Origin of the sequence: Streptomyces sp. NPDC057474, assembly GCF_042802555.1 — a bacterium.
Taxonomy (GTDB): Bacteria; Actinomycetota; Actinomycetes; order Streptomycetales; family Streptomycetaceae; genus Streptomyces.
Genome location: NZ_JBHVDX010000195.1, coordinates 1 through 19918 on the forward strand (window position 1 = coordinate 1; position 19918 = coordinate 19918).

General features: G+C 66.7%; 20 protein-coding genes. 11 read left to right on the forward strand and 9 right to left on the reverse strand.

From position 1 onward, the window contains the following. Positions 1-12: 12 nt before the first annotated feature. From ACFU53_RS36765 to ACFU53_RS36775, 3 genes are all read right to left on the reverse strand, one after another. A complete protein-coding gene (locus ACFU53_RS36765) occupies positions 13-180 on the reverse strand; it encodes a hypothetical protein (RefSeq protein ID WP_384002698.1) in 168 nt (55 codons plus the stop codon). A gap of 824 nt (positions 181-1004) precedes the next feature. After that, positions 1005-1136 (reverse strand): ATP-dependent DNA ligase, encoded by a 132-nt coding sequence (locus tag ACFU53_RS36770; protein WP_384002702.1) that lies wholly within the window; start codon positions 1134-1136, stop codon positions 1005-1007. Positions 1137-1262: 126 nt separating this feature from the next. Next, a complete protein-coding gene (locus ACFU53_RS36775; protein WP_384002705.1) occupies positions 1263-1433 on the reverse strand; it encodes a hypothetical protein in 171 nt (56 codons plus the stop codon). A gap of 992 nt (positions 1434-2425) precedes the next feature. Here ACFU53_RS36775 and ACFU53_RS36780 point away from each other — a divergent pair. Continuing rightward, complete coding sequence (locus tag ACFU53_RS36780; protein WP_384002708.1) at positions 2426-2854, forward strand: hypothetical protein; 429 nt, start codon at positions 2426-2428, stop codon at positions 2852-2854. A gap of 2431 nt (positions 2855-5285) precedes the next feature. Further along, the gene (locus ACFU53_RS36785) at positions 5286-5855 is read left to right on the forward strand and encodes a TetR/AcrR family transcriptional regulator (protein WP_384002756.1); all 570 of its coding nucleotides are present in this window, start codon (positions 5286-5288) and stop codon (positions 5853-5855) included. On the opposite strand, the gene ACFU53_RS36790 is transcribed toward ACFU53_RS36785, so the two are convergent. After that, positions 5841-6407: a hypothetical protein gene (locus ACFU53_RS36790; RefSeq protein ID WP_384002711.1), complete on the reverse strand. Its 567-nt coding sequence runs from the start codon at positions 6405-6407 to the stop codon at positions 5841-5843. The genes ACFU53_RS36785 and ACFU53_RS36790 overlap by 15 nt on opposite strands. A 287-nt stretch (positions 6408-6694) precedes the next feature. Here ACFU53_RS36790 and ACFU53_RS36795 point away from each other — a divergent pair, with 287 nt between their 5' ends. After that, the gene (locus tag ACFU53_RS36795) at positions 6695-6958 is read left to right on the forward strand and encodes a hypothetical protein (protein ID WP_384002714.1); all 264 of its coding nucleotides are present in this window, start codon (positions 6695-6697) and stop codon (positions 6956-6958) included. Positions 6959-7064: 106 nt separating this feature from the next. Here ACFU53_RS36795 and ACFU53_RS36800 read toward each other — a convergent pair whose 3' ends face one another. From ACFU53_RS36800 to ACFU53_RS36820, 5 genes are all read right to left on the reverse strand, one after another. Then, a complete protein-coding gene (locus ACFU53_RS36800; RefSeq protein WP_384002717.1) occupies positions 7065-7463 on the reverse strand; it encodes a type IV toxin-antitoxin system AbiEi family antitoxin domain-containing protein in 399 nt (132 codons plus the stop codon). Beyond that, positions 7460-8314: an IS5 family transposase gene (locus ACFU53_RS36805; protein WP_384002720.1), complete on the reverse strand. Its 855-nt coding sequence runs from the start codon at positions 8312-8314 to the stop codon at positions 7460-7462. The genes ACFU53_RS36800 and ACFU53_RS36805 overlap by 4 nt, the downstream gene beginning before the upstream one ends. A 481-nt stretch (positions 8315-8795) precedes the next feature. Further along, entirely contained in the window at positions 8796-10109 is a 1314-nt protein-coding gene (locus tag ACFU53_RS36810) for a helix-turn-helix domain-containing protein (protein ID WP_384002723.1), read from the reverse strand. 342 nt (positions 10110-10451) lie between these two features. Then, complete coding sequence (locus ACFU53_RS36815) at positions 10452-11036, reverse strand: cupin (RefSeq protein ID WP_384002726.1); 585 nt, start codon at positions 11034-11036, stop codon at positions 10452-10454. Continuing rightward, positions 11033-11707 carry a class II aldolase/adducin family protein gene (locus tag ACFU53_RS36820; RefSeq protein WP_384002729.1) on the reverse strand — a complete coding sequence of 225 codons (675 nt, stop codon included), beginning with the start codon at positions 11705-11707 and terminating at the stop codon, positions 11033-11035. The genes ACFU53_RS36815 and ACFU53_RS36820 overlap by 4 nt, the downstream gene beginning before the upstream one ends. Positions 11708-12417: 710 nt before the next feature. On the opposite strand from ACFU53_RS36820, the gene ACFU53_RS36825 reads away from it, so the two are divergent. The 8 genes from ACFU53_RS36825 to ACFU53_RS36860 all read left to right on the forward strand — a co-directional run. After that, complete coding sequence (locus ACFU53_RS36825; protein WP_384002732.1) at positions 12418-13404, forward strand: class I SAM-dependent methyltransferase; 987 nt, start codon at positions 12418-12420, stop codon at positions 13402-13404. Positions 13405-13543: 139 nt separating this feature from the next. Continuing rightward, a complete protein-coding gene (locus ACFU53_RS36830; RefSeq protein WP_384002735.1) occupies positions 13544-14542 on the forward strand; it encodes a PLP-dependent cysteine synthase family protein in 999 nt (332 codons plus the stop codon). A 20-nt stretch (positions 14543-14562) separates the two neighbouring features. Further along, the gene (locus ACFU53_RS36835; RefSeq protein WP_384002738.1) at positions 14563-15534 is read left to right on the forward strand and encodes a DMT family transporter; all 972 of its coding nucleotides are present in this window, start codon (positions 14563-14565) and stop codon (positions 15532-15534) included. A gap of 57 nt (positions 15535-15591) precedes the next feature. Continuing rightward, positions 15592-16287, forward strand: a complete 696-nt coding sequence (locus tag ACFU53_RS36840; RefSeq protein ID WP_384002741.1) for a class I SAM-dependent DNA methyltransferase — start codon at positions 15592-15594, stop codon at positions 16285-16287. 115 nt (positions 16288-16402) lie between these two features. Then, on the forward strand, positions 16403-17629 hold the full coding sequence (gene metK / locus ACFU53_RS36845) for a methionine adenosyltransferase (protein WP_384002744.1): 1227 nt from the start codon (positions 16403-16405) through the stop codon (positions 17627-17629). Between the two features lie 133 nt (positions 17630-17762). After that, a complete protein-coding gene (locus ACFU53_RS36850) occupies positions 17763-18746 on the forward strand; it encodes a carbohydrate kinase family protein (RefSeq protein ID WP_384002747.1) in 984 nt (327 codons plus the stop codon). Then, on the forward strand, positions 18743-19651 hold the full coding sequence (gene metF, locus ACFU53_RS36855; RefSeq protein WP_384002750.1) for a methylenetetrahydrofolate reductase [NAD(P)H]: 909 nt from the start codon (positions 18743-18745) through the stop codon (positions 19649-19651). The genes ACFU53_RS36850 and metF overlap by 4 nt, the downstream gene beginning before the upstream one ends. Then, on the forward strand, positions 19641-19918 hold a 278-nt coding region (locus ACFU53_RS36860; protein WP_384002753.1), incomplete at its 3' end, for an adenosylhomocysteinase. The genes metF and ACFU53_RS36860, both read left to right, overlap by 11 nt.

Below are 19918 nucleotides of genomic sequence, written 5' to 3' on the forward strand. Positions count from 1 at the left end.
CGGCAGGCACACTCAATCCACCGTCCGTGAAGCGGCCGCTTCGATGCCTGATGCCCGCAGCTTCCGCGCCAGGAGCTCCATCTCGGGCAGGGTCCCTGAGTATTGCCCGGTCAAGACCTGCTCCAGCACGGTCCGGACGCCGTCCAGGCCGATGCCGAGTTCCGCCCGCAGCACCCGCATGATGGCGGCGTTCCTCGTCGGCGGGGCTACCCGCAACCTTGCCCGCCCGTGCTCGGAGAGCAGTCGGCCACGCAGTTCCTCCGGCAGGTCACCGCCACACACAGCCACGGCAAACCCGCAGGCCGGACACGTCGACTCAACATCCCACCGCAGTGCCTCGCCCACCAGCGCCTGAACACCGCACCACTCCGCCTTGGCACCGCACCCCTGGCACACAGCGGAGTACCTGATGGACTCAGTCAAGATCGACTTTTCCATAATCCCACCCCTCAAGAGGAGAGGTTAGACGGCAGGCGGCGAACGTCTTTCCGGGGCGCCAGATGTCCCCTGACACTCGAGCCAGCGGTCCAGGCCGCGCTGGTCCATGCGCTGACACTATCTCTCGTGAACATTCCGAGGCCCAGTGATCACCAACTGACGCCCAAACCGGCAGACAAACGCTGCTGCTGAACATGAACAAAGCCAGCACAAGCCGCCTCAGCGCCGCACCGCTGTTGCGGCAGATGTCGCGTCTATCTGTTGCGCTAGGTGTTGCGATGAATGTTGCGCGAGCCTTTCCAGTGTCCTGGAGTTCGCCCAGCTCACCGCGGGCGTTCGGGTGGTCGGGGTGCTGACATCCCGGTTGCGGCCGTTTTGCTCATGTCCCTGGCTGGAGTTGTGGAGTGGGAGGGCGGGATGGGCGGCGCGGACGCAGCCGGGGATCGGGGCGCGCTCGCTCGTGTTGCGCGTCGGCGGGGCCTCCGCGCCGTGCCGCCGTCAGTGCGGCGGTGACGTCAGGCGGGTGACGTCGGGCGGGTGAAGTCAGGCGGGTCAGGTGGGTGACGTCAGGCGGGTGACGCGGTGGGGGAGAGGCCGGGGCGGGTGCGGTGCCAGCGTGCGGGGTGTCGCCACCGGCCAGAGGCGTCGCGGGCGACGTCGACCTCCACCACCAGCTCCGGTTCCACCAGCGTGACCACCAGTTTTTTCCTGGCTGCCCCACCCGGCGGAGAACGACCAGCTTGTCCACGGATGCCCGCGCCGTCCCGGAGCGAGCAGGCCGGTGACCGCAGCACCTGCCGCCCGGGCGAGGGTGGTGGTGCGGCCTACGTACTGAAGGTGGCCTTCGGTGTCGTACTGCCGAGCAGCAGCGTGCGGGGAGCGGCCAGAGGGCCGGTGACCGCGCCGACGATCGCCTCGCTCGTCTCGCGGACCTTGTATTTCTGCCAGCCCCTCACCGAGGGCTGGTGGAGGTCGGCCAGCCTCTTGAAGACCACGCCCTCCGCAGCGCGGGCCGCTGACCAAGCGGCGGCCCGCCGGGGCTGGCAATGGGGTCGAAGCCGCGGAGCAGGTGCGGCTTGCGTCAGTCGTCCGTGGGCGGCCCTATGTGGAGCGACCAGCGCCCCGCGAATTCGTCCAGGTCGATCCGCAACGGCTTGCATTCGAATGAGAACGATGGGAACACGCTCTCCATGACGAACTCCAATGACGAAACGCAGACGTCCCACACACCGGGTTCCCAGCCGAGCGTCCACCCGGGTTCCGACGAACCGCAGACGATCACGGCGCCGACACCGCCCGTCGCGTGGAGCAGTGGCGCTCCGGACCAAGCCGACCTGGCCGACGAAGAGGACGAGTCGGAACGGCCCCGCACTCGCGAAGAATCGAAGACTACGCCCCAGGGCGACTGAGCCCCCCCGCTGGGGATGCGCTGGAAACCAGCAGCATGCGCCGAAGGGAAGAGCTGGCTGGCCAGCGCTGGAATTCAGCAGCCGTCGACAGCCTTGCCGACGCGCTGATCTGGGGTGTTGCCCTCACCGCGTTGGTCGCGACGCTGGCACTGCCCGCGTTGCCGCCCGCGTGGGCGGCCTGGGCGATGCGCTCCACCAGCGTCGTGCAGAGATCCGCGGCTTCGTCTTCCTCGATGTCGTCGGCAGGGAACCCGGCCCCGTACGTCCTGGCGGACCTCCTGCCCCCTGTGGAGAGCAAACGTCAGGAATGCGGACTGTTCACGTCCCACGGACCTCGAAGCCCCCGGGCGGGCCACCGGCGTCCCCTGGCCCAGGCCCGGACGCCACAGGTCCCGGGGGGAGAAGGCAACTCTCAGGGCCCGTGACGTGTGGAGGCGGGCTGTTCGACGACGGCCCTGCGCCGATACGCAGGGCGACGGTGGAAAACCAGCGGAAGGGGCTATGCCGCGTGCCAGCCTGCACTCGTGCTTTCGTTCAGATAAACCCCTCCACCTATACCGGCCCAGTACGACCGTTTGGTGCGGGAGGCATCCCAGAACTCGCAGCAGGCTAAGCCTGACCAGCACGTCGTGTCCCGGGTGCTCCTTGACCAGTTCGCCGAGCCGGTTAACTCCAAGGGCGAGCGCCTGGTCAGCAGCCTCAACCGCGCGTACATACACGCCAAGCCGACGAAGCGGGGTCCGGCAGGCTGCGGGAAGTTCCGGCACTTCGTGCGCTACGCCTCCGACTCCACCGAGGCCGCCTGGATGGCCACGGAAACCCTGCTGCGCGAGGCACTCGACGCAGCGGACAAAGGGCACGTTCTTCGACCGGAGGCAGCACTCCGACACGGTCCGCGACGCGATCGTGCTGCACCTGGTGCGGAGCATCCCGCGCTGATCGTGTCCGACGAGACGTGGCGTGATCGCCACGCCGCGCACATCGACCATTTGGCGACGACCGAGTGAATCGGCCCCGGTCTCCTGGCCCCATTTGGCGATCTATCCCGAGCCGCGTCGACCGGGACTTCTGGCCCCACCTCAAGGCCATTTGAGCAGCCCACCGGGTGGGGGCCACTTCTCCGGGACATCGGACTTCGGATCAAGGGGCTGGGGTCAGCAAAGTCGGTCCGTTGGGGCCAGAGGACATGGTCCTGGCCATCCGGCGTCGGTACGACACGGTGAACGGTGGCGCGGATGCGGTGACGGCGGCGCGACAACCCCGAAAAGCGTGGCGGCCGGGCCGATCGCGCCGGGCCCGACCTTGTCGCGGATGCGGCCGCTAACCTCTTCGGCGACCAGCCGGTCCTCGGCTGATCTGCTGGGCGTCCGCTGATCGGCGCGCGGGCCCGACAGGCTCAGCCGGACTCCGGGCAGGCCGCGTCGAGCAGGTCGCGTGCTGCCCGCTTGGCGGCCTCGGGGGCGGCGTCGGCCCGTTCGACGCGTGTCGCCACCCCCCGACCACAGGCCTGACCACGGCAGGTCAGTGCGCTGGCGTACCTCGCCGACACCCGCGCGCCCGGCGGTCCTCGAGGAAGGCCTCCGGGAGGGTGTCTCCTGCGCGGGCTTGGCCGGCACGTCGGGCATGTCCGTCTCGCCGCGCGCCGCCCGGGCACACGACTGACGACGCCCGGATCCGCGACATCACCCGGGCCCTGCCGCGCGCTGGGCAAACCGCCTCTTCGAGGCCCGCGCCGCCGAGCAGTAGCTCCAGCGCATCGCAGCTGAGGGCCAGCACACCGCTCTGCCCGCCCACCAAGCCCCGGCCGCCGACGCCGCGGCGGTAGCGCCGGCCCCTGCAGGGCACCCGGAATCTGCCGGAGATCACCCTCGCCGCGCCGCGCTTCGCCCGCGCCAATTGCCCGTCCTTACCGGACTCGATCGGCAAGAGGGGCGCTGATTTCCTGTACCGCGTCGGCGACCTCAAGCGGTGGGCAGGCAAGCGGCCCAGCGCTGCCGTCGGCACCACGGACCCACCCGACTGGCCCCAGAACCACGCGGAGCCAGAACGCCGTTGGGGCGGTACCGGCCCTTCGTGGGGCAGTCTCACGGGCGGCTGGGTAGTCAGTAGCCATACAGGTGGGTATACTTAGAGATCAGACGGAGCGTTTCCACGTCCTGCTCGGCAGTCGAGACTGCTTGGAGATCCCCGAATGAGAATGTTGCTTCAGTGCGTATGGAATCTCCTGCGAGACATCGCGTACGGGATCAATGCTGGACATGCCATCAGGCACGGAGCGCCGGTGCCAGCACGTAAACCTCCACGCTCACCCGATGGCAGCTACGAAGGTTTGCCCCTCAGGGGCTCCACTCGCGCACGATCCGCCACGTCAGCTCCACGTTGCGGTCCCGGGAGGAGTCGCCCGCTCCATGGGTGACCGAGACAAATAGGGCGCGAGCGGTTCGACGTGGAGGACAGCGTCTCAGAAGGCTCGCACGCCCTCCCCGGTCATCGGCGGGAACAGCTCGAAGGAGAAGGGCGGCTGGCCAGCGGCGAGCAGGGCGCCCGGAGCGTGATCTGCGATCACGGCACGTCCGCGAGGAGAGGCTCGACGTCCTGGGCGCGAGGCCCGCCTCGACGCGTTCCGCTGGCTCATCCGCAACAACACCCGACGCTGGCACTCCCGCCTCGGACAACGCAGCCCCACCGCCTACGAGACAGCACTCGACACGACATCAACTACCCTGGCCCAAGCCGCATAGCCCCTGTCCAAGATTCCGGGTCAAGGCCCGTGTCGCCTGTCACCCACGTCCCCGGACAGCACAGCCAGGGCGTCGCGGTTAGCCCGCGGGACCGCAGTCCAGGGCTCGTACCGGTCGAGCATGAGCGCCACGGCGTCCTGCAGTGGGACCGCAGTGCATAGGCGTCGTGTACTGCGCACGGCTCGCACCCTGGTCACCAGGTGACCTTCGATGCCTACTCGGACAGCCCCACACTGGGCAAGGCTGACACTGTCCGCTCCCTCGGCGACATCTTCTCCCACGCGGAAGCGGCCTTCGGCGTACTGGTCGGCCCGTCATCGACCGATACACCCGCACGCATCCGGCGACCCGGCGACGATCAGGCTTCGCCTGACACCCGCCGCGCTCTGCAGTGCCCCTGGCCCAGAATCCCAGCGACACCACGATGCGAAGGCTCCGACCGCCGAATGCTCGGGCCTATCGCCTTCTGGTACTACACCACAACCAACAGAACAGGCGTCACAAACAACTGAAATGAACAACAACGGCGTCGAATGGTCGGTTCACTTCGCGGGTAAAGCGGAGTTCTTTGGCGTTCCCGGCTTGTACTCGGGCGTTCACACCTGCGCAGCGGCTGTTGTATCTATACCGTTGGGTGTAGCGTTGTGCTGTGACTGTCAACAGCGAGACCGTCGGTCGAAGCAGCAAGCGACGCGGCATGCAGCACCTCACGCCGGCTGGGGTGAAGATCCTCCAGACAGCCTCGCGGCTCTTCTACGACCGGGGGATCCGCGCCGTCGGCGTGGAAGCGATCGCGGAGGAAGCGGGCGTCACCAAGAAGACCCTCTACGACCGCTTCGGTTCGAAAGAGGACCTCATCGTCGCCTATCTGCGCGATCGCGATGGCCTGTGGCGCTCCACGCTGGTGAAGTACGTCAACGGTCACGACGGTCTCCCCGCAGAAAAAATCCTGGCCACGTTCGGTGCTCTGCGTGAATGGACGCGCGAGCGGAACCTGCGGGGCTGTGCCTTCATCAACGCGTCCGTGGAACTACCTGAAGGCCACCCAGGCCGGGAGGTCGCCCGCGATCAGAAGGCCTGGCTGCTCGCTTACTTGGAAGGACTGGCCACGGAAGCCCAGGCTAAAGATCCAGCCGGACTGGCCGCCCAGGTTCTGATTCTGCACGAGGGGGCCTGCGTCGTCGATTCCATGCGGTCGCTGGATCAGGCCGTCGATCGTGCTGAGGACATGGCAAGAGTCCTCATCGAAAGGTCATTTCGCGAGTGACCACCCCGTGGATTTGATCCACTTTGGTGGACAGTCCGAGGCCAGGGGTTGAGTCCCCGGAAGGATGTCCACCACGCAGAGCATGGGGAAGAAGACGCCGCGTCCTCGTCGCTCGTTCACGCCGGAGATCGTCAGCTGTGCCGACGCGGTGATCCTTCGGTTGGCCAGGTCACCAGGAACTGCAACTTGACCGAGACCGCGGTGCGCGACTGGGCAGGCTGAGTCGATGTCGGCGAGCGGGACGGCCCCTCCAGCAGCGAACGCGAGGAACTGGCCCCACTGCAGCGGGAGAACCGCCGCCTGCGGGACGGCGTGGAGATCCTCAAGCGGGGCCACGTCTTTCATCGCGAAGGGGACCGGGTGAGCGTGCACCCGTTCATCGAGGGCGGAGAAGCAGGCGGCCCTCAGCGTCAAATGCGCGTGTGAGTTGCTGAGGGTCTCCCGTGCTGCCTTCTCGCTCGCCGCATCGGCGCCGTCGGTCTCCGGGCCGTGCGGGACGCGGAGCTGACCAAGCAAATTACCGCCGTCCACGCGCAGTCCCGAGGCACCCACGGGTCCCGCGCATCCACGTTGCCCTCAATCGCGAGGGCACGGTCTGCAGCCGCAGACGCATCGCCTGGCCGATGCGGGCGCCGGGCTCGCTGGCCGACACCGCAGACGCCGACACCGCACCACGACTCCCGAACCGCACGCGGCCACCTGCCCGGACCTGCTTCTGCGCGAGTTCCGGCCCGATCCGACCGCGACGGACGCCTGTGGGTGCGGCGACATCACCTACATCCCTACTGGCGACGGCTGGCTCTACCTGGCCACCGTCGTAGGTATCGCCTCCCCGACGAGTGGTCGGCTGGGCCACCGCCGACCACCTGCGCACCGAATTGGTAGCCGACGCTCTGCGGTCCGTCTGCCGCCGACACCGCCCGGCCGGGCCGGTGATCTTCCCTTCCGAGTGCGGCTGCCAGTACGCCAGCCACGAATTCGCCGTCCTGACAGCCAAGTTGCTTATACGGTTGTCGGTCGGCCGCAGCGGCCAGTGCTGGGACTGTCAGTCTCTTCGTACCGGATCCCGCAAGGATCGGGTGGTCCCGGCCGTGTCGGTCTGACTCTTGCTTATGACTGACCCTGTGGGTGTCCTGGCGTTGATCTGTCGACCGTCCGGCCGGGCACGCAGCAAGCGCTGCTGGCGGACGGACGTGACCTGAGAGGGCGTTAAGTCCGTTTCTTGTAGCGGCCGCGTCCGGGTTGTTCGAGGAGTCCCTGGCGGACGAGTCGTCCCAGGCGGGAGCGGGTGACGTTGATCGAGGGCTCGTCGGTGGGCAGGCCGAGGTGCTCGTGCAGATCGCGGACGCGGAACACCTTCCCGGGGTGTTCGTTGAACGTGGTCACGATGCGCTGGTAGATGGTGGCGGTCTCCGCGGGGGCGGTTGGGTGGTCGGGCGGGGTGAGGCCGTCGATGACTTTGCGGGTGGCGGCGAGCTCGGCCAGGCGGGCTTCGGTCTCGGCGAGGGCGGTGGTGTGCCGCTCGATCTGCTCGCGCAGGTGGTCGGCTCGTGCGGCGGTGTCATCGTGTTCGGTCTGCAGCAGCCGCAGGAGTTCGTGGACGTTCACGCGGCCAGCTCCACGTCGTCCCGCCAGGTGGGGGCAGGGGTGGTAAGGCGGCGGAGCATGCCGGCGGTGGAGGCCCAGTAGACGCGGGAGGCCGCGTTGTCGGGTCGGTGGTCGTAGTCGCGGGCCAGGCGCCGGTGCAGCATGAGGGTGCCGTTGACCTGCTCGACCACCCACCGCTTCGGTTGCGGAACGAAGCCCCGTCCCTTGTCGTCGGGGTTGCGCCGGACCACCTCGACGGTGATGTCCTTCACCGCCCCATGGATGATCACGGCGTCCTTGAAACCCTGGTCGACCAGGACCTTTTCCAGGCGCATCCCGCACCGTTCGGCCACCTGGTCCAGCAGAGCGATGCCGGCCTCGTTGTCGTGGGCGCTCGCGGCCAGGATCACCACACCGATGATCAGGCCCAGCACGTCGACGGCGAGTCCCCGCTTCCTGCCGGGCGTCTTCTTGTTCGCGTCCAGTCCCGTCGTCTCCTTCGGCACCCCGGCCGCCACGCGGACGGACTGGGTGTCGATGATCACCAGGGACGGGTCCTCTAATCGTCTGGACCGCTCCCGCACCTGGCAGCGCAGGATCTCCTGGATCCGCTGGTCAAGACCGTCCTGGCGCCACAGGGTGAAGTAGTAGAACACCGCTGACCAGGCCGGGAGATCGTGTGGCAGGAGCCGCCACTGACAGCCCGTCCGGTTCTGGTAGAGCAGCGCGTTCACGACCTCGCGCAGGTCGCAGGAGCCCGGGTTCCCGGTCGCCGACCGAGCCACCCGCTCCTGCTTCCACGCCGTGACCAGCGGCTCGATCAACGACCAATGCTCGTCGGACAAGTCGGTTGCGTACGGCATCCGTTCCATGCCCGCGCCCCCATCATGCACACGACATGACGTGAGGAGGGAACCGCCCCATCACCCACGAACGAGCGACACCGCATCATCAGGAACGGGACTTAACGCCCTCTCAGGAACCTCCCGACCCGAGTCCGCCCGCATCGACACCCAACCCCTCCGTCCCGAGTCCGAGGCGGGCTCACGACCCAAGCCCCCCGACCTCAGGCTTCACCCCTCAACCACCCACCACAGCGGAGATCAGAGGCATTCACCAATTGGCCAACAGGGTCATCCAGGGCTGGTACAACTTGCGCTGGCTGCACAGCAGCCTTGGCTACCGCAGTCCCGCCGACTACGAGGCCACGCCCGCAGCCCGACCACCACACCGATGGTGTCCGTCGAAGCGGAACAAGCTCACCGGCCCCCAGCCACATGCCACGCGTGTGATGATCCCAGGTTCACGTCCGGGACCGGGACCGGCCTCCCGGCCCCGGCCACCAGCGAGGTCCTACGCGACGAGAGTGGTAGCGGCGAGGGAATTCAGCGCGGGAATCGGATCGGCCGCACATCCGTTCGCCTTCGCGCGCTCAGGCTTGCCGTCAAGCTGCCTTGCCAGATCGGCTGCGTACGCCCGCAACAGGTCGTGCATGCGATAGTGACGCTCGTCATGGCGCGCAAGCAGGTGTGCGGCGGCCAGATTGCGCAGCGACAGTGAGGCCTCCTCCGGAGGCACACCCGCGATCGACGCTGTGCCGGCCACGTCGATCAGTTGGTCCGGGAGCAGGCCGAGCCCCCGGAAGACGCGAGCACTCTGCTCGTCGAGCGCCTTGTACGAGGTCTCGAACGCGTCGCGGAGTACAACGTCACCCTCGGCGAGGCTCAGCCGGGCCTGCTGGGGTTTGAGTTCGGTGGCAAGGGCCTCGGCGCTGTGGTGTTGATGACTCACGATCCGCTCGGCAGCCAGCACCAATGCCAGTGGAAGACATCCGCATCTCTCCGCTAGTACGGCCACTGCGCCGGGGTTGGCGTCAGCCCGCACCTTGCCTATGACCGCGCAGATCAACTTGGCGGCATCCGGCTGGCACAGCTCGTGCAGGGTCAGCGAGGCGACGTCTACCAAGGACATTAGGCCGGGTAGTCGCGACCGGCTGGTCACCACGACGGCACATCTCGGAGAACCGGGTAAAAGGGGGTGGATCTGCTGTGCGTCCGCGGCGTTGTCCAGAACCAGAAGCATCTCCCGGCCGTTCAGGTATGACCGGAAGGTGGCAGCCCTTTGATCCAGCTCTGCAGGAATACGTGAAGGAGGCACACCCACAGTGCGGAGCAGATCCTCCAGGACATCGAAGGGCGCAGCCGAGGTGTCCGGCTCGGGCCCCTGAAGGTTGACGAATAACTGTCCGTCGGGAAAGTGGCCATCGTTGGCGGCTCGGTGTGCCCACTGCACCGCGAGCGCGGTCTTTCCCACGCCGGGCGGGCCGTTGATCACTGCCACGGGTACCGCAAGCGTCTGCTCGGGGCCTTGAAGAAGCCCGTCCAGTCCATGCAGGTCATCATGGCGCCCCACGAAATGCCGTTTCGCCGCAGGCAGTTGGGCAGGCTGGACCCAGCCTTGCTGCTGACGAGTCGCCGCTTCCAGAGCGGAGGCGATGGCTGTGAAGGTGTTTCCGACGTTCAGTGCTCGATCGCAGCCCTTCGCGAAAGTCACCGACGGCGACCGCTTGCCGGTCTCAACCTTGCTGATGTGACCCGGGTTGAAATGCACCCGAGCGGCGAATTGCGTGAGCGAAAGCCCGGACTTCGTCCGGTGAGCCCGCAGCAACTGCCCGAACGTCGCCGGTACGTCGGCGAGAGAGCCAAATCTTTCCTGGGTACGCTGAGTTGACGATGAGCCCTGCGCTGGTTCTCGTACCATTGTCTAGCCCCCAGAATTGTACAGTTGGTCTAAAGCAGCCAGCTCAAACCGGGGTTGCTGCGCCGACCGCGCCAACTTCCAGGCCCGAGCGGTGGCCTGGTGATCCAGATCGCATGCTTCGGACTGTCTTGGCAGTTGTGAATGGACGCCATGGAAGTCGGCAGCACTCATTGAGGAGTGAGCTGGGTATGGAAGGTCGTGCCCGGCACCGGCAGGGATGGCCGCGGATGTCTTCGGCGACGCGCCGGGCTAGTTGCCCGGCGTCGCGAGCAAATCGTCGCAGGTCGGGAACCGGGAGGCGATGCCGTCTGGCAGGAACCGGGTAGCGCTGCGTTCGGCTCGCTGGAAGAAGCGGATCGCGGTGCAGCTTGGGCGAGCGCCCGCGTCGAACCAGTGGGGCGTACGGCCGGGTACGGACAGCAGGTCCCCTGTCGTACACAGCACCGCGTACACCTGGCCCGCGACGTGGAGATTGAAGCAGCCCGTCCCCGCCACCAGGAAACGCACGAGATCGTCGTCGTGGACGTGCTCTTGCAAAAACTTCTCACGTGCTGGACACGTCTGCCGGCCCTGGCCCGTATCGGTCGGCGGGGGAGTCATGCGGACGATGTCGACGATCCGGTAGCCGCCCTCGGCGCTCAGATGGTCGATGTGGCTCTTGTAGGCCTTCATGACCGTGGTGTCGTCGGCGTCGGCCCGAAGCCGGCGGGCGGCGTGCCACCGGGCGAGGCGCACACCGATCCTGAGCAGTTCCTTGTGGATGACGTCCAGGTCGTCGGTCCGCACCCGCACAGTCTGCGGTGCGTCCTCCGGCATGATCTGAAGCAGTGTCACCGGGCGTTCCTCCTGGCCACAGCGGGTTCGTCGGCGACCGCGTCAGCCGGGAACAGGTGGCTGAGCTGTTCGATACACTCCAGCCTGGTGAGCGCTTCGTCGGCGTCACGACCCCAGGCGACCAGACCGTTCTGCTGGATGAGCAGAACCGGAGGGGTACCGGCGGCCGAGGCTTCGAGAGCGGCCACTATGTCCTCAGCGATGCGCGACGCATCGAGTCGGTCCGCGACAACCGGCAGTGCGGGCAGGCAGGCATCCGATAAGCCGAGTGCCTGCGCCATTTCCGGTTCCCTGAGGACCGCTTGGCTCAAATGACCGCTGCCGTCGGTCAAGGGGGCGAGTGCCTTGGCGCACGGTGCTTGCGCATAGATCACTGCTCCGCAGTCGGGCAGTCGTCGGTAGAGGGCGAGGTGTATCGCGGTTTCGTCCGGGGGCCACTCGATCTCCCCAGTCAACGGCAGCCCTTCGAACGGGTCTACCATCACGGTGTCCTGATGGGTCATCACTCTCTTGTCCAGGTCACCGACGGTGATCAGAACCGCTTCGCCCGATCGAATCGAGACACTGCCGTACGTTCCCGGCAGCCAACCACGTCGGCACAGGGACTGGCCAACTGCCGAGAGGTGTTGACGTTGCGACTCGGCGTCATCGCGGATGTATACGGGTTTCACGGATTCTCTTCTCCCGTATGGGCCAGTGGTTGCATCCTCGTGCACCGATCGCCGTGCCGTTGACCTCTCAGCGGATCGGCAGCACACGTTCTGGGGACGGCCGATGCCTCACCAGCCGCTACGCGGGACAGATGGAGCAACACGTGCGCATCTCCTTCGTGGGGGAGGGGGAGACGGTGACGTATACCAACCGGTATAGCTACATGCTAGGGAGTTGAATTTTGCAGTGTCAACGGGGCACTCCCGAGGTGGCTGGAAAGCTCTTTCCCGTTGTGGTCCAGTCGCGCGTCTGGTAGTGGACGGACCCGTCAGCGGGCGGAAGCTGCCCGCTTAATGGCGGTATGTAGATCATTGCGGGCCCGGCCGCGTGCGTCTGACCATCTGGGTCGATGGCAGGAAAGAGCGTACGGTGGCCGGCCGGTGCACCGGCAAACGCCGGACTGACGCACGCGGCAAGGCGCTCTGGGGCCCGCTGTTGCCGCCGTTGCCTGACGACAGGCAACAGAGCACCCCTTGTACAGCTTTGCCAGCCGTGGCGATAGTGAAGTCACTGCCACCGCAGGACGCCGTTCCTCGTGAAGGGCGCAATCCGATCACAGTTGATTCCTTCGGCACAGACCGGTTCCGTGTGCCCGTCGACCCTTCGTCGAATTGGGCGAGCCGGAGACTCTCGCAGAAGTAGTGCTGTCGCCACCTCTAAGGAGACCGAGATGGGTACACGCGTCGACCATGCCGAACTGGTCGTGTCGCCCGGCGAGTTCTTCCAGATTAGTGAAACAGAACGGATCAGGTCATCCATCGGGCTCCGGCTTTCGGACCATTCCTACCTCCCGAAGGCGGAGGATCCGCGTGCCGACTGGGTGGCGAGCGTTGCCGTGCCGGCGTTCAAGACGCTGGCACGCATGGGGGTGCTCGCCCCGCGGTTCTGCACGATCGGGACGGGGGCAGGCCTCGACGCCCTGGCGGCCGTGGAGATTCTGCAAGCACATACCGTTGGTTTCACCGACCTCCATCAGGACGTTCTCGCGTATGCGCGGGAAAACATTCGCAGCAACCTCTTGAACAAGGATGTCGAACTGATCGGAGGCGTGGGCGACCTCCTCGCCCCGCTGGCCGGCAAGCTGTCGCAGATCGACGTGATCTACGAGAACCTCCCCAACATTCCGATGGCGGGCAACGAGGATCTGGCCGACGGCCAGACGAGTTCGACCTTCATCACCGAGCGCAGCGAGGAAATCCCCGGCTCCGCAGAGAAGAACCTCGTGACGCTGCACTACCTGGCTCTCCAGCAGGCACATCCCCTCCTTCGGGTCGGCGGGCGCGTGCTGTCGTCGATCGGTGCGCGCATTCCGTTGTCCGAAATCCTGGCCCTCTCCGGAGCCGCCGGCTACAACGGCACCATCCTGACCTACACCTGGAAGGTCCAGTCCGAGCCAACCGAGGTGGTCGGCGGATACGCCCAGTGGGAGAGGGAAGGGCTGGGGCCGTTCCACTTCTACCCCGTGAGCGTTCTGCGCGACGCCTTCGAGGGCCTGTCGCCCGCGGCGGCCGGGGCGCAGGCCCTGAAACTGGAGGAAGAGCTGGCGCCGTTCGAGATGTCGGCGCTGGACGCCCTGACTCTGGTGGAGAAAGGCGAAAGGGTCGGTCACACGGTCGCGATTCTCGACTCGGTGAAGATTCCTGACTCTGCCCTCTGAACGGGCTTCAGCGCCTCTTGGGTGCATTGACAGTCGACAGCGGACAGTGAGGCACCCGGTAAGCACTGGCCCGGAGTCCGCAGCACACCCGCCGAACCGGCTCTCCATCACCGTTTTCCACACTCAGTAAGGAGTCGGCATGAATGTCCAGTCGTTCATCGGCAGGACGCCCCTCGTCGAACTGAAGACCTTCGACGTTCCGGCCGGTGTTCGGATATTCGCCAAGGCCGAGTTCATGAATCCGGGGGGCAGCATCAAAGACCGGATCGTCCGCTACATCCTCGATGACGCCGAGCGCCGCGGTCTGCTCCAGCCCGGCGCGACCATTGTGGAGAACACCTCCGGAAACACAGGTGCGGCGATCGCGATGATGGCGGCAACACGTGGCTACCGTGCGATCCTGACCATGCCGGACAAGGTGAGCAAGGAAAAGCAGGACGCCTTGCGCGCCATGGGCGCTGAGGTGATCGTCTGCCCGACCTCGGCCCCACCGGACTCGGCCAAGCATTATGTGACGTACGCGAGGCGCATCCACGCGGAGATGCCAGGCTCGTTCACGCTCAACCAGTACGACAACCCGCTCAACGCGGAGGCCCACTTCCGATCGACGGGCCCTGAGATCTGGGAGACGCTCGGGCAGTCGGTGACGGCGTTCATCGCATCGGGGAGCACAGGCGGCACGATCTCCGGAACTTCGCGGTTCCTGAAGTCGAAGAATCCGTCCGTGACGTCCGTCCTGCTCGATCCGGTGGGTTCCATCTACCACCGCTATTTCCACGAAGGCGTCGTCGACCCTTCGCAGATCGCACCGTACTTCGTCGAGGGGGCGGGCGAGGATCATCTAGCGAAGTGCATGGACTTCTCGGTCGTCGACGATGTGATTCAGTTCACCGACGCCGATGCCTTCGCCACCTGTCAGCACCTGGCCAAACGCGAGGGTCTCGTCTGCGGTGGCACCTCCGGTGCCAATGTGTGGGGCGCCGTGCAGGTGGCCCGATCGCTGACGGAACCGGCCACGGTCGTCACCGTCCTGCCGGACAGCGGAAGCAAGTACATCTCCAAGATCTACAACCGGGACTGGCTGCTGCAGAACGGTTTTACCGCCGGGCAGAATCCCGCGCTGGAAGCGACTGCGTGATGGGGAGTACGCAAAAGAACGTGGCTGCGGCACTGACGGCCGCGCTGCTGTGGGCCTTCGCCTTCCCCGCGCCGGCCGCCGTCAAGCCGGCAAGTGAACTGCTCCTGGTGACCGGCCGGTACTCCTTGTTCGGCCTGTGCGGCCTGTACGTCCTGTGCCGAGGCCGGCGCCAGCTCAAGCTGATGCCGATGCGCAGGATCCTCTTCGGCCTGTACATAGGCTTCGTGGGGTACTTCGTCTTCTACATCTGTGTCTCGTACTCCGCCACCATGGGCAGCGGCTTCATTACCGCGGTCATCGTGGGGTCCTCACCGATCACCATTGCGGTGGCCGGCAACTTCGCGGAAAAGCGCATGTCGTGGAGTGAGCTGGTCGCGCCAGTCCTCCTAATTCTCTCCGGCCTCACCCTCCTGAGCGCCACGGACTTCATTCACGAAGGGCCCTCGGACCGCGCGCACGACTCACTTTTCGGGATCCTGCTGGCCATCATGGCCATGCTCGCATGGTCCTACTTCGTTGTCCGCAACGCCCAGTCACAGCGCACCTGGGAGACGAAGCCGGACCCCAAGATCTGGGCGGCGCTGGTGGCCATGGGGGCAGGCGGTGCCTCCATGGTCCTGCTGCCCTTCGCCATTGCCACGACGCCTGAGGAGACCTTCTCTCCGTACCCTCTGTTCAAGATCATCGCCTGGTGCGTCTTCCTCGGAGTCCTCGGTTCCTGGTGGGGCACATACATCTGGGTGAAGGCGGCGCAGGGCATTCCGGTGCCCTTGGTCGGGCCGTTGCTCGCCACGGAGACGATTTTCGGCGCAATCATGAGTCTTCCGGCGGAACGGCGGATGCCCACCTGGACAGAGGTCGGCGGCGCCCTGTTCATTCTTGCCGGAATCGCTGTCTACATGGTGTTCGACTTGAAGAACTCCCGATCGCGAGGAGACGGCGCCGGCGCCGAGCAGAAAACGGACGCGTCAGACGTGCCCGCAGTGACATAGCAGAGCGAGAAAAGAACCGTCACGATCGTTGATCCGAACCGACATGGAGGAATTCCCGTGAGCAGCTCTTTCACGAACATCAAGCAGTCCCACGTATTCTTCGACGATTCCCCGGGGCTGAAGAAGTACTACGAGGACTGGGCGTCGCGGTACGACGTGGACCTGGCGGACCAGAAATGGGTGGCGCCCCGAGTCGCGGCCAACCTCGTGCACCTGCTCGCCTCCGCCTACGTGACGCCGGACACGACCGTCTTCGACGCCGGCTGTGGCACCGGCCTCGTCGGCAGTGTCCTGCGCACCCTGGGCAACTACGTGATCGACGGCGTCGACCTCTCGGAGAACATGGCTGCCGAGGCACTCAAGACCCAGGCGTACCGGAAGGCCTACGGCGGCGTGGACCTCTCGGTGCCCCGGCGCGATGAGCGTCTGGACCAGTACGGCATCGTGGTCAGCAGCGGTGTGTTCACGCTCGGTCATATGCGCCCCACGGCGCTGCTCACCCTGATCGAGTACGCCCTGCCCGGCGGCCTGATCGCGGTGTCCACCCGCGGCAGCTACGCGGCTGAGACGGGATTCGAGGACTTCGCCCGGTCCGAGAAGGTCGCTGCCCTGGCCTCCCTGGAGTTCAAGCTGGGGGACGCCCGCTACATCGCCGAAGAGAGCGCCGACTACTGGGTCTTCCGCAAGACCGGTCCGGCGCAGTGGCAAGGGCCTCGAACCGCTGATCCGGTTCGGAACCACCCCTCCCTCTGACCCCGCCTCAGAAGTATGGCGGCCATGAGCGGTGACGGGGCCCACGTAGCTCGGCTCCGGCCGCCGGGGCCGCACGATGTCGACAGGTAATCCACCACGTCTGCCCTGGAGTGTCATGTCGCGTAGCCTGTTCACCTCGGAGTCCGTGACCGAGGGACATCCCGACAAGATCGCCGACCAGATCAGCGACACCATCCTCGACGCACTGCTGCGTGCCGACCCCGCGTCGCGCGTGGCGGTCGAAACCCTGATCACCACAGGTCAGGTGCACATCGCGGGCGAGGTGACGACCTCCGCCTACGTCGACATCGCCACCCTGGTCCGCAAAAAGATCCTCGACATAGGCTACGACTCCTCAGCCAAGGGTTTCGACGGTGCCTCCTGCGGGGTGTCGGTGTCGATCGGCGCGCAGTCCCCCGACATCGCGCAGGGCGTCGACAAGGCGTACGAGAGCAGGCTGGAGAGCTCGGCCACGGGCGGCGCGACCGACGGGCTCGACCAGCAGGGCGCGGGCGACCAGGGTCTGATGTTCGGCTACGCGACCGCCGAGACGCCCTCCCTGATGCCGTTGCCGATCGAGCTGGCCCACCGGCTCTCGCGCCGGCTGACGGAAGTCCGCAAGGACGGCACCGTCCCCTACCTGCGCCCCGACGGCAAGACCCAGGTCACCATCGAGTACCTGGGCAGCCGGCCCGTACGCCTGGACACAGTCGTCGTCTCTTCCCAGCACGCGAGCGACATCGACCTGGACAGCCTGCTCACCCCCGACATTCGCGCCGAGGTCGTCGAGCACGTCCTGGCCCAACTCGCCGACGACGGTATCAAGCTGGACACCGAGGGCTACCGCCTGCTGGTCAACCCCACCGGCCGCTTCGAAATCGGCGGCCCGATGGGCGACGCCGGGCTGACCGGACGGAAGATCATCATCGACACCTACGGCGGTTACGCCCGGCACGGCGGCGGCGCCTTCTCGGGCAAGGATCCGTCCAAGGTGGACCGTTCGGCGGCGTACGCGATGCGCTGGGTGGCCAAGAACGCCGTCGCGGCCGGCCTGGCCACGCGTTGCGAGGTCCAAGTGGCGTACGCCATCGGCAAGGCCGAGCCCGTGGGCCTGCTCGTCGAGACCTTCGGCACCAACACGGTCGCCGTCGAGAAGATCGAGAGCGCCATCTCCGAGGTCTTCGACCTCCGCCCGGCCGCCATCATCCGCGATCTCGACCTGCTGCGCCCGATTTACGGTCAGACCGCGGCCTATGGCCATTTCGGTCGCGAGCTGCCGGACTTCACCTGGGAGCGCACCGACCGCGCGGACGCCCTGCGCAAGGCAGCGGCAGCGGGCTGACAGTGCGGCGCCGGTGCACGCCCCGGCACGACAGACAGCGGTGCGCGGTTTACCCCCGGACCGCGCACCGTTTCCCCCGCCACCCCGGCCGTTCCATCACCCCCACTCCGCCTCAGGACCAAGGAGCGCTTCCATGCGTATCGCCGTGAGCGGATCGATCGCGACCGACCATCTGATGGTGTTTCCCGGACGTTTCGCCGAACAGCTGATCAAGGAGCAGCTGGAGCGGGTCTCCCTCTCCTTCCTCGCCGACCGGCTTCAGGTGCGCAGAGGAGGCGTCGGCGCCAACATCGCCTTCGGCCTCGGCCTGCTCGGCCTCCGCCCGATCCTGGTCGCTGCGGCGGGAGTCGACTTCTCCGAGTACGGCGCCTGGCTGCGGGCGAATGGCATCGACACGTCTGAGGTCCAGGTCAGCGAGCGTCTGCACACCGCCCGCTTCGTGTGCACCACCGACGAGGACCTGAACCAGATCGCCACCTTCTACGCCGGCGCCATGGCCGAGGCGCCTCGGATCGACCTGGCCGCGATAGCCGAACGTACTGGCATGCCCGCGCTCGTCCTGGTCGGCGCCGACGACCCCGCCGCCATGCTGCGGCACACCGCCACGGCCCACCGGCTCGGCATCCCCGTCGCCGCCGACCCCTCCCAGCAGCTCGCCCGCCTGGACCGCGATCAGGTTCGTCAACTCGTGGACGGGGCACGGTGGTTGTTTACTAACGAGTACGAGGCAGCTCTGCTTCTGGAACGCACCGGATGGACAAAGGACCACCTGCTGGGGCGGATCGGCACCTGGATCACCACGCTGGGCGAGGCCGGAGTGGCGCTGGCCAGGTCGGGTGCCCCCACGCTGCGGATCCCTGCCGTACCCACGGACAAGATCGCCGACCCCACGGGTACGGGAGACGCCTTCCGAGCCGGGTTCCTCGCCGGTACGGTGTGGGACTGGCCGCAGGAGCAGGCAGTCCGACTCGGCTGCGCCCTGGCCACCACCGTGCTGGAGTCCGTCGGCACCCAGGAGTACAAGCTCAGCCCACCGGACCTGGTCACCCGCATCGAGCAGACGTACGGCAACGACCCGGCCCGCGCTCTCGTGCCGCGGCTCACGAAGGTGTCATGACCCTCAAGGGTGGTGGGGCAAGCCGGGAGCACGCGTTGACGGACACATCTCCGACGTTCTCATTCGAGTTCTTCCCACCCAGGACAGCGCAGGGCGAACAGACACTGTGGCGGGCCATCCGCCGGATCGAGGCGCTCGCCCCCGACTTTGTGTCCGTCACCTATGGGGCCGGGGGGTCCTCGCGTGAGCGGACCATCGAGGTGACGCGGCGGGTCGCGGCCGAGACGACCTTGCGACCGGTGGCTCATCTGACCGCCGTGGGGCACTCGATCCTCGAACTGCGCCACATCATCGGTCAGTACGCCGACGCGGGCATCCGCGATGTACTGGTCCTGCGCGGCGATCCGCCCGGTGACCCCAACGGCACCTGGATCCCTCACCCGGACGGCTTCACCCACGCGTACGAGCTGGTCGAACTGGTCAGATCCCTCGGGGACTTCACCATCGGTGTCGCCGCCTTCCCGGAAAAGCACCCGCGTTCGCCGGACTGGGACAGCGACATCCGGCACTTCGTCGCCAAGTGCCGCGCGGGCGCGGACTACGCGGTCACCCAGATGTTCTTCGAGGTGGAGGACTATTTGCGGCTGCGGGACCGTGTCGCCGCTGCGGGCTGTGACATCCCGATCATTCCCGAGATCATGCCGGCTATCGATGTGCGCCAGATCCGCCGCTTCGCGGAGCTGTCTCACGCCGCTTTCCCCGAGGAGCTCGCGCACCTCCTGGAGGCGGTACGCGACGACCCCATGGCCGGCCACCGGATCGGCGTCGAGCACGCCACAGCCATGGCTGGGCGTCTGCTGGCCGAAGGTGCCCCGGGGCTGCACTACATCACGCTGAACAAGTCCACGGCGGCCCTGGACATCCACCGCAACGTACTGAGCGCAAGGAGCCTTCATGTCAGCTGAGTTCACCGTTTTCAAGGTCGCGGACCTCTCCCTGGCCGAGTTCGGCCGTAAGGAGATCACTCTCGCTGAGCATGAGATGCCCGGTCTGATGGCGATCCGCAGGGAGTACGCGGAGGCCCGGCCTCTCGCCGGGGCCCGTGTCACCGGTTCCCTGCACATGACCGTGCAGACTGCCGTCCTCATCGAGACTCTGGTCGCCCTGGGCGCCCGGGTCCGCTGGGCGTCCTGCAACATCTTCTCCACCCAGGACCATGCCGCCGCGGCCAT